Genomic DNA, 12159 nt, shown 5'->3' on the forward strand with positions numbered 1-12159 from the left:
ATGCTTCCGAGGTGATCGGGGGTCGTGCATTGTCTATTGGAACACATAAAGCTCAGAAACGGGTCAGCTGAAGCTGAATATCAGCTGAAAGTTCAATCACTGTGGGGCGGTCGCAGCACATAGCCCACACCGCGGAGGGTGTGGATGAGCCGGGGCTCGGCCGTGTCGACCTTCCGGCGCAGGTAGGAGACGTAGGACTCGACCACCCCGGCGTCGCCGCCGAAGTCGTAGTTCCAGACGTGGTCGAGGATCTGCGCCTTGGAGAGCACCCTGCCGGTGTTGACCATGAAGTAGTGCAGGAGCTTGAACTCGGTCGGCGACAGCCGCACCGGGACGCCGGAGCGCCAGACCTGGTGCGCCTCCTCGTCCAGCTCGAGGTCACCGACCTGCAGGCGGACCGGCAGGTCGAGGTCTCCCCTGGTACGGCGGAGCACGGCCCGGATGCGGGCGAGGACCTCCTCCAGGCTGAACGGCTTGGTCACGTAGTCGTCGGCCAGGCGCAGCCCGGCGACCTTGTCGTCGGTGGCGTCCCTGGCGGTCAGGAAGAGCACGGGCATCTGCCCGCTCATCTCCCGCAGCCGCCCCGCCACGGCGAAGCCGTCCATGTCGGGCAGCATCACGTCCAGCACGACCAGATCGGGACGGATCCGCTCGGCGAAGTGCACGGCCTCCCGGCCGTCCACCGCGGTCACCACCTCGAACCCGGACAGGCGCAGGCTGGCCGAGAGCAACTCCCTGATGTTCGGTTCGTCGTCCACGACCAGCAATCGGGCTTCCACTCTGTCCAGCACATCCCGAGGCTCGCCCACCTCGCTGGAACGCAGCTCAGCCAGGGCTGAACGTTTCCTGAGAACCGTCTCGGCACCGCTCCCGCGAAGCGGTTCGCCCGCGCTCACGGCGACCGGCGCGCCGCCCCCGGGAACCCGATTCACCACCGCCTACAGGAAACGGCCCGCCCTTCGCCCGCGGCCGGTTCACCGGCGTCCGGCGCCCGACGACGGCTCGGTGATCGCGGTCGCGGTCACCGAGCCGTCGTCGGCCGCCGCCCCGCGTACGACCACCGCGCCTCCGGGCTCGAGGTCGGTGACCTTGCCCTCCTTTGTGACGCGTACGGACGTCTCGTCCGTGGTGTTCACGGTCACGACCGAGCCGTCCGCCGTCTGGACGTAGACCCTGCCGCCCTCGACCCGCTGCACCGTGCCGACGGTCATGCCGCCCCGGCCGCCACCGTCCTGACCGGCCCTCTGGCCCCCTTGACGGCCCTGGCCGCCGCCGAAACCGCCGAAGCCGCCGGGGCCCACGTCACCCTGCCGCGTCGCCGTCGCGGGGCCGCCGGACGGGCCGCCCATCGCCTTCTGCGCCTGGATGCCCACGATCACCCCCGCCACGAGCATCACCCCGGCGCCCAGCACGAGGGTGAGCGTCGGCAGGCGGCGCGGCGGCCGGGCCGCCAGTTCGCTGTCCAGGTCCCCCCGGAACGGGGAACTCTCCAGCGCGCTCCCCGCCGGGACCGTCTCGTCGGCGTCGCCGCCCATGTTTCTCTCCTTGCCTAAGCCGGGTAAGCCGTACGGGTCACTCGTGACGCAGGGCCTCGATGGGCCGGAGCCTGGCCGCCCGGTTGGCCGGGTAGCCGCCGAAGAACAGCCCGATGCCCACGGAGACGCCGAGGGCCAGCGCGATCGAGGACGGTACGAGCACCGGTGAGATCCCGGCGATCGTGAAGCGGGTGCCGGCGAACGCGACCGCGACCCCCGACAGGCCGCCCACCAGGCTCAGCACCGTCGCCTCCAGCAGGAACTGGCCGAGGATGGCGCTCCTGGGCGCGCCGATGGCCTTCCTGATGCCGATCTCCCTGGTCCGTTCGGTGACGGTGACGAGCATGATGTTGGTGATGCCGATGCCGCCGACCAGCAGTGAGATGGCGGCGACGGCGCCGAGCAGGGCGGTGAAGATCCCCACGGTCGAGCTGACGGTCTCCTGCAGGGTGGCCTGGTTCAGGATCCGGTAGTCCGCGACGCCCGCCGGGGTGATGCCGTGCCGCTGGTCGAGCACGGCGGTCACCTCGGCCTGGGCGGAGTCGGTCGTGTCGGCACCGGTCGCCTGCACGATGATCGAGCCGAGCGCGCCGAACCCCGTCAGGCTCTGCTGCACGGCGGGCAGCGGCACGACGGCCACGTCGTCGGCGTCCTGCATGCCCGCCGAGCCCGACTCCCTGAGCACCCCGATCACCGTGAACGGCACCCCGGAGACGCTGACCGGCCTGCCGACCGGATCGGCCGTGCCGAACAGCTCCTCGGCCACCGTCCGCCCGATGACCATGACCTTCCTGGCGGCGAGCACGTCGTCGTTGACGAAGTAGGTGCCGCTCTCGACGGGCCTGTTCGTAGCCTCGAAGTAACTGGGGTAGGTGCCCACGAGCTGCGCGATCGTGTGGCTGGCGCCCTCGTGGACGGCGGTGGCCGCGTTCGCGGTCACCACGGGCGACACGCTCCGCACCGAGGGAACCCGCTCGCGGTCGGTCAGCGCCCTGGCGTCCTCCAGGGTGAGCTGCCTGGCCTGGGTACGCGGGCCCTCGTTCTGGCCCCCGGCCGCCCGGCCCCCGCCGCCGCCCCCTCCCCCGAAAGCACCACCACCGCCACCGCCGCCTCCGGCGAAGGACGCCGAGATGGTAAGGGTGTTGGCGCCGAGCCGCTGGATGGACTGCTGGATGCTCTGCGAGGCCCCCTCGCCGAAGGCGACCAGCAGGATCACGGCCGCCACCCCGATGAGGATGCCGAGGGTGGTCAGGAAGCTGCGCAGCTTGTTGGCGGCCAGCCCGCGGAGCGCGAACCTCAGGATCTCGAGCCGGCTCACGCGGTGACCTCCGGCACGCGGGGCGGGAGGCCGTCGGCGGGGGCCTGGCGACGGTCCTCGACGATCCGGCCGTCCACCAGGCGGATGACCCGCTTGGCGTGGGCGGCCACGTCGTCCTCATGGGTGATGATCACGATCGTCCGGCCCGCGACGCTCAGCCGGTCGAGGATGCCCAGCACGTCCCCGGTGGAGGCGGTGTCGAGGTTGCCGGTCGGCTCGTCGGCGAGCAGGAGGGCGGGCGCGGTGACCAGCGCCCTGGCCACGGCCACCCGCTGCTGCTGGCCGCCGGAGAGCTGGTTCGGCTCGTGGCGGACCCGGTCGGACAGGCCGACCTGCTCCAGGGCCGCCAGGGCGCGGGCCCGCCGGTCGGCGGCGCCGACCCCGCCGTACGCCATGGGCAGCTCGACGTTGGCGAGCGCGCTCATCCGGGGGATCAGGTTGAACGACTGGAAGACGAATCCGATCTTCCGGTTGCGGAGGACGGCGAGCCTGCGCTCGTCCAGCGAGCCGACGTCGGTGCCGTCGATGCGGTAGTCGCCGGAGGTGGGCACGTCCAGGCAGCCCAGGATGTTCATGAGCGTGGACTTGCCGGAGCCCGAGGCGCCCATGACGGCGACGTAGTCGCCCCGGTCGACGCTGAGCGACACCCCGCGCAGCGCCCGGACCTCGGCGTCTCCCCTGCCGTACACCTTGGTGATGTCCGTGAGGGACAGGACGGGGACGGTCATCGGCCGTTTCCTCCCCCGGCGGGGCGGATGCCGCCGTTGCCGCCACCGCCGTTGCGACCGCCGCCCCCGCCGCCGAGGCCGGGGAAGCCCCCGCCCTGCCGGGTGGTCTCGGTGACCACCGGGCGGACCACCCGGTCGCCCTCGGCGAGCCCGGACCTGATCTCGGTGAGCGCGTCGCCCTTGATCCCGGTCTTCACCTGGACGGGCACCTGGCGTCCGTCCCGCAGTACGGTCACCGTGCTCCGCCCGCCCGCCGTGGAGATCACCGCGGAGGAGACGGCGAGCACGTCCTCGGCACGCTCGACGACGACCCCGACCGTGGCCGTCTGGCCGAGCCTGACCTGCTTCGGCACCTCGGTGAAGGAGATCGTCACCGGGTACTGGACCACGTTGTTGCTGGTGGTGGCGGTCGGCTGGATCTGGGTGACCTTGCCGGAGGCGGTGACCCCGGTGAGCGCGTCGAACCCGATGGAGGCCGTCTGGCCGATCTTGAGCTTGGTGACGTCGGCCTCGGTGAAGGCGCCGACGAGTTCGAGCCTGCGGGTGTCGGCGAGGTCGACGAACCCGCCCGAGGCGTTCGCGTTGGCGTTGGCTCCGGACCCGGCCGAGTTGTTCGCGTTGGTCGCGGCTTTGGCGGCGGTGCCCGAGGAGCCGCCGACCGTGCCGTTGACGGCGGTGACCGTACCGGTGAACGGCGCCTTGATGACGGTGCCCTCCACCGCGCGCTTCGCGGACCGGTAGGTGTTCCTGGCCGTGACGTACTGGGCGTAGGCCGCGGCGGTGGAGGTGTCGTCGTCCGCGGAGTCGAGGGCGGCGGCGGCCGCGTCAAGGCTCTCCTGCGCCGAGTCGTCGTCCAGCCGGGCGAGGATCTGCCCCGCGGTGACCTTGTCACCGGCCTTGACGTAGATCTTCTCGACGGTGCCGTTCGATCCGAAGGAGAGGGACCGGGCGCGGGCGCTGGCCACGGTTCCCGAGGCGGAGACGGAGGCCGAGACCGTGGCACGGGTCACCGGCACGGTCCGCACCGCGGCGTCGGCGGATGAGGCCTCGCCGCCGAGGGAGGAGTAGGCGATCACCACTCCACCCAGCAACAGGACCCCCAGGGTCCCGTTCACGATCAGCGCTCCGCGCTTGGTCGACAGCTTCACAGCGCCTGACACTGGCGCATCAGGCTTGGACTCACCCCGACGAAGGCTGAAGATTTCCTGCAGACCTGGTCGTACCGCCCATGATGCACAGGAAACCTTCAGGGACCCGTGAGCATGCTGTGAATCAGGCGGTCCAGGATGTCCGCCATGAGACCGACCCATCTCCCGAAGAAGCTGCGCGCGGGAGGACTCGCCCTGGCCGCCCTCGTCCTGGTGGGTACGGGGGCGATCGTCGTGTTCGACGGCGGCTCCGACCAGGCTCCCCGGGTGGAACTGGCGTCCGCCAGGCGCGGGACGGTGACCGCCGCGGTGTCGGCCGCGGGCAGCACCGTGGACGACGGCACCCGCGACCTGGCCTTCGGCGGTTCGGGGACGGTCACGAAGGTCTACGTCAAGGCCGGGGACAGGGTCGGCAGGGGGGACGTGCTCGCCAGGATCGGTTCCGCCCCCGCACGCGAGCGCTACGACGCGGCGAAGGCGCAGCTCGCGGCGGCCGAGGAGGCGCTGGACACGGCGGGGAGCACGCCGGAGAGCACGGGGACGACCGAGGCCGGGCAGCGGGCCGGAGGCCAGGACGGGGACCGGACGGCTGACCGGACCGGGGATCGGGCGGGGTCCGACCGGACGGGTCCCGCCAGGCAGGCCGGCTGCGAGCCCACGGCGACACGGCCTCCGGGAACGGACGCCACCCCCACGCCCGCCCCGACCAGGACGGGTGCCCCCACGCAGGGGCCGGGGCCCGCGCGCACGCTCTCACCACCCTCGACATCCACGCCGGCCGGATCGGCGCGCACGTTCTCGCCGTACCCGGCGTCCGCGCCGGCCGGATCGGCGCGGACGGTGCGGGTCGTCCCCGCGGGCGGGATCGTCCCCGCCGGGTACCGCTTCGCGGCGGCCCCGGCCCCGGCCCTCACCCCCGCTCCGGCGCGGAGCTCCGCGTCCGTACCGGCACCCACCGCGACACCGGTGGCCGCGCGGACGGATGAGGGCGCTCCCCAGCCCGCGCCGACGGTCACCGTCACCGTGACGGCCGCTCCGACGGTGACCGTGACGGCCACCGCGACGGTCACCGTGACCGCGAGGCCGCACGGGGGCGAGCCGCCCGTGACCACCGGCCCCGGTCCCGCAGACCCGTCCTCGGGCCCCTCGACCGGCCTCGGCGAGCATCCCGGACCGACGGCGAGCCCCACCGGTCCCAGCGGTCCCACCGGCACGGCGTTACCGACCGCCATCGCCAGGCCCACCACCGGATGCCCCACCCCGAAGCCGAGCACGGGAACGGGAACGGACAGGAACACCGGGCGGAACACCAAGCAGGACCCTCGGCAGGGTTCTCAGCAGAACGGCGGAGCCGGGCGGGGGACGCTCACCGTGGAGCAGGCCGAGGCCCGCGTGAAGCAGGCCCGGGCGGAGCTGACCGACGCCACGGAGGAACTCGCGGGCGTGCGGATCGTCGCCCCCGCCGACGGCACCGTCATGTCCGTGGCCGGGGCGGTCGGCGACAGCGCGGGCACCGGCACCTTCCTCACCCTCGGGGACCTGGACGAGCTTCAGGTGGAGGCGCTGTTCACCGAGTCGGACATCGGCAGTCTGAAGCCGGGGCAGCAGGCGGCGATCACTCTGGCCACCCGGCAGGGGGAGAGGTACACGGGCACCGTGACGGGGATCGCCCCCACCGCGACCACCAGCGATCGGCTGGTGAGGTACGGCGTCACGATCGCGTTCGACGAGCCCCCGGCGAACCTCCTGGTGGGCCAGACCGCCTCGGTCACCGTGGCCGTCGCCGAGTCCGCCGAGACGCTCTACGTCCCGGCGCAGGCCGTACGGACCAGGGACGGGGTCTCCAGGGTCACCGTTCCGGGGGGCGCCGAGCGGGTCGTGGAGACGGGGGTCCGCGGCGACCGGTACGTCGAGATCACCTCCGGGCTGTCCGAGAACGACCGGGTGGTACTGCCCGGCGGCGCGGCCGGAGGGGAGTTCCCCGACAGCAGCTGGCCGGAACCCGGCACCGGCGCGCCCTGAACCGGGCGGCGACGGTAACCGGTTGGACCGGTTGGACCGGTGGAATCAGCCGGGTTCCGGTGGGGTTCGGCCGGGTCCGGGAGCGGGGCCCGGCCAGGTCTGGAGGCGCGATCCGTTCGGATCCGGAGGCGCGGTTCAGTCGGATTCGGGGGCGAGCGGAAGGACCACCCGGAACGTCGAGCCCTTGCCGGGTTCCGACTCCACGGCGACGCGGCCGCCGTGCGCCTCGACCATCGCGGCGACGATGGCCAGTCCGAGACCGCTGCCGCCGTCCTCGGGGGCGCGCCGGCCCCGGGCGGAGTCGGCGCGGTAGAACCGCTCGAAGACGCGCTCGCGCTGCTCGGCGGTGAGGCCGGGCCCGTCGTCGGCGACCTCGATGACGGCCATGCCGTCGTCGCCGGAGAGGGCCACCCGTACGGGGGTGCGCTCGGGGGTGTGGGTGAGCGCGTTGGTCATGAGGTTGCCCACGACCTGGCGGAGCCGTACCTCGTCGCCGGAGACGATGAGCGCGGAACCGTCCACCGAGAGGGTGACCTCGCGTTCCGGGGCGAGGATGCGGGCGTCGTGGACGGCGTCGGCGGCGATGGCGAGCAGGTCGACCGGACGCATGACCATCGGCCGCTGCTGGTCGAGCCGGGCCAGCATCAGCAGGTCGTCGACGAGCAGGCCCATCCTGACCGCCTCGGACTCGACCCGGCGCATCAACGGCGCGGCGTCGATGCCGGGCGCCTGCCGGTAGAACTCGGCGAAACCCCGGATCGAGGTCAGCGGCGTGCGCAGCTCGTGCGAGGCGTCCGCGACGAACCTGCGCATGCGCTCCTCCGAGCTGCGGGCCGAGGACTCCGACTCCGAACGGGCGCGGAAGGCCGTCTCGATCTGGGCGAGCATGCCGTTCAGCGACCGGCCGAGGCGGCCCACCTCGGTGCGCGGGTCGGCGTCGGGGACGCGGCGGCCCAGGTCTCCGGCGGCGATGGCCTCCGCGGTGCGCTCGATCTCCTCCAGCGGGCGCAGGCTCCTGCGGATGATCACCACACCGGCCCCGGCGAGCATCAGCACCAGGCCGCTCCCGCCGAGCAGCTCCACCAGCGCGAGCTGGCCGACGATCTGCCGTACCTCGCCCATGTCCACGGCCACGATGAGGATTCCGCCGGTGTCCAGCGAGGTCACCCGGACCCGCCAGTCGCCGTTCTCGAACGAGTGGCCGCCCTGTCCCGGGGCCACCTCCGGCCCCGGCTTGCCCTCCACGTCGATGCCGCTGAGCAGGACGAGGGTCTTGCCGTTCCTGCCGCGGAGTTCCAGCCTGGCGTCGGACGGCATCGACTTGCCGACCAGCGCGACGGACCCCCGGTTGTTCATGCGGCGCAGCGCGGAGTCGGTGGTCAGGTCGATCTGGCCGTCGACGCGGTCGATCAGGTAACCGCGCATGATCGAGACGCTGCCGATGCCGATGAGGGCGAGCGCGATCGTCAGCAGGACCAGGATGACGCCGATCAGCTTCACTCGCAGGGGAGTCGCGTCGAGCATCACGGGGCCGGTGGTAGGCGCAGCACGTATCCGACGCCGCGCAGGGTGTGGATCAACCTCGGTTCGACATTGTCGATCTTGCGGCGGAGCACGGAGACGTAGGACTCCACGATCCCGACGTCGCCCCTGAAGTCGTAGTCCCACACGTGGTCGAGGATCTGGACCTTGGACAGCACCCGCCCCGCGTTCGCCATGAAATAGCGCAGCAGCTTGAACTCCGTCGGCGACAGCGACACCGCCCTGCCCCCGCGCCACACCTCGTGGCTCTCCTCGTCGAGCTCGAGATCGGCGAAGGTGAGCCGGGGCGGCCGGGGCGCGAGATCGCCGGAGCCGGTACGGCGCAGCACGGCCCGGATGCGGGCCACGACCTCCTCCAGGCTGAACGGCTTGGTCACGTAGTCGTCCCCGCCCACGGTCAGCCCGCGGATCTTGTCCTCGGTGGCGTCACGCGCGGTGAGGAAGACCACCGGCGTGTCACTGCCGCCGCCGCGCAGGCGCCGTACGACGTCGAAGCCGTCCATGTCGGGGAGCATCACGTCGAGCACGATGAGGTCGGGCCGGTGCCGTTGGACGGCGGCGACGGCGTCCGTGCCGTTGCCCGCCGTGTTGACACCGAACCCGGCGAACCTCAGGCTCGCGGCCAGAAGTTCGAGGATGTTGGGCTCGTCCTCGACGATCAGCAGGCGGGCCTCGGGTGAGTCGGTCACTGGTTTATTTTCACCGGCCCACATGAGAAAGCAGTTAACTGGTCAACACTGAGGCTAACCCCACAATATGCCTGGCAATCGCCAAACTTGACGTGGCCGCCGGTGAGGGGGCGTTGCGCACGAGGGCGACGCGGCCGTGCACGTCGATCGCGAAGTCGTCCAGCATGCCGCCCCGCCCGTCCACAGCCTGTGCGCGGACGCCTCCGGCGGTCCTGACCAGGTCGGCGGCGGTCAGGGCCGGGACGTAGCGGCGCGCGGCCCGCAGGAAGGATCCTTTACCCATCGAACCGGCCACCTCCCTGATCCCGGTCCGCCAGTGCCTGGCGGCGAGGCGCAGGGTGCCCCGCCAGGCCAGGATCCGGCCCAGGTCGGCGAGGTCGACGTCCCGCCAGGAGTAGCCCTCCAGCGCCAGCGCCATGACCGCGTTGGGGCCGACCAGCACCTCGCCGTCGATCTTGCGGGTCAGGTGCACGCCGAGGAACGGGTAGCGGGGGTCGGGGACCGGGTAGATGAGCCCGCGGACCAGGTTCTTCGCCTCCCCGGCCAGCGCGTAGTACTCGCCGCGGAAGGGGACGATCCGTACGTCGCCGGGGATCCCCGCCATCCGCGCGACGGTGTCCGTGCCGAGCCCGGCACAGACGATCACCCGGTCGAACCTCAGCGTCCGCTCCCCCGCCAGGACGCTCACCCCGCCCGCGGTCTCCCGTACGGCGCGCACCGGGTGGGACAGCAGCACCGAGCCGCCGCTCTCCTCCACGTCCAGGGCGAGGCGCCGGGCGACGGCGGGGAAGTCGGCGATCGCGGTGTGCGGGGAGTGCACGGCGCCCACGCCGACGGCGTGCGGCTCGATCTCGCGCAGGGCCAGCGCGTCGAGCTCGGCGATGCCGGGAACCCCGTTCGCGCGGGCCCGCTCGGCGATCCCGCGCAGCTCGGGCCGCTCGGATCCGGTGGAGGCGACGACGAGCTTGCCGACCTCGTCGTACGGGATGCGGTGCTCGGCGCAGTACTGCCTGAGCATCGCCACGCCCTCCCTGCAGAGCGTGGCCTTGAGCGAGCCCGGACGGTAGTAGATCCCGGCGTGGACGACACCGCTGTTGTGCCCGGTCTGGTGGGCCCCGACGCGGTCCTCCTTGTCGAGGACGGTCACGGTGGCCCCGTGGGTCAGCGCCGTCTCCCTGGCCACGGCCAGCCCGACGATCCCCGCACCGACGATCCCGACCTTCATCGCCGGCTCCTCCCTGCTCGTTCGCCTGCCTCGTACGAGGCCGCCTCACAGGGCCGTCTGCCTGCGAGGTCGCTTCCCTGCGGGGCTGCTTCCCCTGAAGGTGATCATGGCGTGGTCCGAGGTGCTCGATTCCGCCAGGGTGGGAAACGTGTCACCGCGTGACATTATCCCGCCAATCTCCCGGCCTTGCCGGTGGTGAGATGTCCTTCCTGTGCCAGCCAGCGCAGCGAGTCGGCGATGGTCTCCCGGACCGGCCGCAGGCTCACGCCGAGCGCCTCCAGGGTCGGGGTGTCGTACGTGCGGACCATCGTGACCATCATCTCGACGGCATCCCTGGTCAGCGGGTAATCGATCTCCTTGATCAGCTTCATCACGTCGCCCACGGCCGCCGCGCCGCGCAACACCGACCGGTGGATCCTGAACCTCCGGCCGCGGTTCCCCGTCAGCTCGTCGCAGACGTCGGCGAGCTGCGTCCAGGTGAGGTAGTGCCCGCCCAGCATGAACCGGCGTGGCCCGCGCCCCGGTTCGAGGCAGCGGGCGAGCACGACGGCCAGATCCCGTACGTCGACGATGTTGACGCCGCCCGCGGTGATCGGCCAGCCCTGTTCCAGGCCGGCGCGCAGCCCTTCCACCATCGCGTCCAGCGAGGGCTGGTACGGCCCGGTGACCCCGGCCGGATAGACGATCGTGATCGGCATCCCCTGCTCCTGGAGCCGCCTGGCATAGCGCTCGGCGGAGATCTTGCTTCTGCCGTATCCGTTCCTGGGCGTGGAGAGCGGGCTCTCGGTCGTGATCACCGGTCCGGAGGGGGGCACGAAGACGCCGACGCTGGAGACATGCACTATGGGGTCGAGACCGAGTTCGACGGCCTGCCCGAGGACGTTCCTGGCCCCGGTCACATTCGTACCGTTCAGGTCATCGGCCCGGCCGATCACCCCGATTTCCGCGGCGGCGTGAATGACGGCGTCGCACTGTTCGAGACCCTCCCGCACGGCCGCCGCGTCTCGGATATCGGCCCGGTGCAGGGGAATCGGTCCCGTCACCCCGACGGCGGCCAGCACCTCGCGTGTTTTCTCTGGATTACGTATGAGAAGAAGCGGCTCATGCCCGTCTGCGAGGAGCGCGGCGACCGCATGCGAGCCGACGAAACCTGATGCCCCGGTTATCAGAACGCGCATGCTCGAAAGTTAGCGGCAATCCTCACCACAAGAGAAGGGATAACCGGCCTGGTTCTTAACCGTCATTGCCTATGCGGGAAATACGTCCAGGCCGATCGAGGAATACGTGAATATGTCGGGGCAGTAAAGAGTGATGCGGTCATTCATTTTCGGCATGAGATCACGCTCGGGATCACGTATGAGATCGCATCTGAGATTGCATCTGAGATCGCGCCCGCATCGGCTCCCGGAGCGGACGGCGAACGGCGGGTGTCCACAGCCGTTACGCACATGTCTCCCGTCCGTCGCCCACCCCGGTGTCACGGAGGGGTATACCTTGATCAGGCCGGATGGCGGCCGAAACCGACCGCGTCACCGGGTGGAGATACGAGGCGATGAGCAGAGAACTCTCCATCGGCGTCGACCACCACGGGCACCTGGACTGCACCGTGATCACTGTCACGGGTGACATCGACCGTAATTCCAGTGAGCTGCTCAGAGAGACCATCGAACAACTGGTCTCCGACTACCGCCCGCGGATCGTCATCGACGCCGGAGGCATCACCTTCTGCGACTCCACAGGGCTGCGGATACTTCTCAGCGGCGCGCGGGTGACCTCGGAGGCGGGCGGATGGCTGCGCCTCGCCGGGGTATCGGATGTCCTCAAACGCCTTCTGCAGGTGACCGGTCTCTTCACCTGGTTCCCCGTCGACCCCGACGTGGCGGCATCTCTCGACCACGCCGCCCGCCGCGGCCTGCAGTCCCCCGGCTGAGCCCCGAGCGACCTCGGGAAGC

Annotated in this window: 11 protein-coding genes; 2 read left to right on the forward strand and 9 right to left on the reverse strand. The window is 71.3% G+C overall.

From position 1 onward, the window contains the following. Nucleotides 1–92: 92 nt before the first annotated feature. The 5 genes from ACTOQ3_RS27310 to ACTOQ3_RS27330 form a co-directional block, all read right to left on the reverse strand. The gene (locus tag ACTOQ3_RS27310; protein WP_350969699.1) at nucleotides 93–791 is read right to left on the reverse strand and encodes a response regulator transcription factor; all 699 of its coding nucleotides are present in this window, start codon (nucleotides 789–791) and stop codon (nucleotides 93–95) included. Nucleotides 792–974: 183 nt separating this feature from the next. Continuing rightward, nucleotides 975–1535 carry a hypothetical protein gene (locus ACTOQ3_RS27315; RefSeq protein ID WP_440086251.1) on the reverse strand — a complete coding sequence of 187 codons (561 nt, stop codon included), beginning with the start codon at nucleotides 1533–1535 and terminating at the stop codon, nucleotides 975–977. Nucleotides 1536–1572: 37 nt separating this feature from the next. Then, entirely contained in the window at nucleotides 1573–2853 is a 1281-nt protein-coding gene (locus ACTOQ3_RS27320; protein WP_440086252.1) for an ABC transporter permease, read from the reverse strand. Beyond that, nucleotides 2850–3581 (reverse strand): ABC transporter ATP-binding protein, encoded by a 732-nt coding sequence (locus ACTOQ3_RS27325; RefSeq protein ID WP_440086253.1) that lies wholly within the window; start codon nucleotides 3579–3581, stop codon nucleotides 2850–2852. Before ACTOQ3_RS27325 ends, ACTOQ3_RS27320 begins: the two co-directional genes overlap by 4 nt. Next, nucleotides 3578–4741, reverse strand: a complete 1164-nt coding sequence (locus ACTOQ3_RS27330; protein ID WP_440086254.1) for an efflux RND transporter periplasmic adaptor subunit — start codon at nucleotides 4739–4741, stop codon at nucleotides 3578–3580. The genes ACTOQ3_RS27325 and ACTOQ3_RS27330 overlap by 4 nt, the downstream gene beginning before the upstream one ends. A gap of 135 nt (nucleotides 4742–4876) precedes the next feature. Between ACTOQ3_RS27330 and ACTOQ3_RS27335 the strand changes: the two genes are divergently transcribed. Continuing rightward, on the forward strand, nucleotides 4877–6751 hold the full coding sequence (locus ACTOQ3_RS27335) for an efflux RND transporter periplasmic adaptor subunit (RefSeq protein WP_440086255.1): 1875 nt from the start codon (nucleotides 4877–4879) through the stop codon (nucleotides 6749–6751). Nucleotides 6752–6886: 135 nt separating this feature from the next. On the opposite strand, the gene ACTOQ3_RS27340 is transcribed toward ACTOQ3_RS27335, so the two are convergent. From ACTOQ3_RS27340 to ACTOQ3_RS27355, 4 genes are all read right to left on the reverse strand, one after another. Further along, entirely contained in the window at nucleotides 6887–8275 is a 1389-nt protein-coding gene (locus ACTOQ3_RS27340) for a HAMP domain-containing sensor histidine kinase (RefSeq protein WP_440086284.1), read from the reverse strand. Continuing rightward, entirely contained in the window at nucleotides 8275–8982 is a 708-nt protein-coding gene (locus tag ACTOQ3_RS27345; RefSeq protein WP_440086256.1) for a response regulator transcription factor, read from the reverse strand. Before ACTOQ3_RS27345 ends, ACTOQ3_RS27340 begins: the two co-directional genes overlap by 1 nt. A 34-nt stretch (nucleotides 8983–9016) precedes the next feature. Further along, the gene (gene lhgO / locus ACTOQ3_RS27350; RefSeq protein WP_440086257.1) at nucleotides 9017–10207 is read right to left on the reverse strand and encodes an L-2-hydroxyglutarate oxidase; all 1191 of its coding nucleotides are present in this window, start codon (nucleotides 10205–10207) and stop codon (nucleotides 9017–9019) included. A 164-nt stretch (nucleotides 10208–10371) separates the two neighbouring features. Continuing rightward, on the reverse strand, nucleotides 10372–11385 hold the full coding sequence (locus ACTOQ3_RS27355; protein WP_440086258.1) for an NAD-dependent epimerase/dehydratase family protein: 1014 nt from the start codon (nucleotides 11383–11385) through the stop codon (nucleotides 10372–10374). A 374-nt stretch (nucleotides 11386–11759) separates the two neighbouring features. Here ACTOQ3_RS27355 and ACTOQ3_RS27360 point away from each other — a divergent pair, with 374 nt between their 5' ends. Continuing rightward, nucleotides 11760–12137, forward strand: a complete 378-nt coding sequence (locus ACTOQ3_RS27360) for an STAS domain-containing protein (RefSeq protein ID WP_440086259.1) — start codon at nucleotides 11760–11762, stop codon at nucleotides 12135–12137. The last annotated feature ends 22 nt before the right edge of the window (nucleotides 12138–12159 follow it).

This window comes from Streptosporangium sp. LJ11 (genome assembly GCF_051918945.1).
GTDB lineage: Bacteria > Actinomycetota > Actinomycetes > Streptosporangiales > Streptosporangiaceae > Streptosporangium.

Excerpts from the sequence above, each read along its gene's own strand:
- ACTOQ3_RS27315 (WP_440086251.1), bottom strand. The coding sequence starts at position 1,535 with ATGGGCGGCGACGCCGACGAGACGGTCCCGGCGGGGAGCGCGCTGGAG.
- ACTOQ3_RS27325 (WP_440086253.1), bottom strand. The coding sequence starts at position 3,581 with ATGACCGTCCCCGTCCTGTCCCTCACGGACATCACCAAGGTGTACGGC.
- ACTOQ3_RS27335 (WP_440086255.1), top strand. The coding sequence starts at position 4,877 with ATGAGACCGACCCATCTCCCGAAGAAGCTGCGCGCGGGAGGACTCGCC.
- ACTOQ3_RS27340 (WP_440086284.1), bottom strand. The coding sequence starts at position 8,275 with ATGCTCGACGCGACTCCCCTGCGAGTGAAGCTGATCGGCGTCATCCTG.
- lhgO (WP_440086257.1), bottom strand. The coding sequence starts at position 10,207 with ATGAAGGTCGGGATCGTCGGTGCGGGGATCGTCGGGCTGGCCGTGGCC.
- ACTOQ3_RS27355 (WP_440086258.1), bottom strand. The coding sequence starts at position 11,385 with ATGCGCGTTCTGATAACCGGGGCATCAGGTTTCGTCGGCTCGCATGCG.
- ACTOQ3_RS27360 (WP_440086259.1), top strand. The coding sequence starts at position 11,760 with ATGAGCAGAGAACTCTCCATCGGCGTCGACCACCACGGGCACCTGGAC.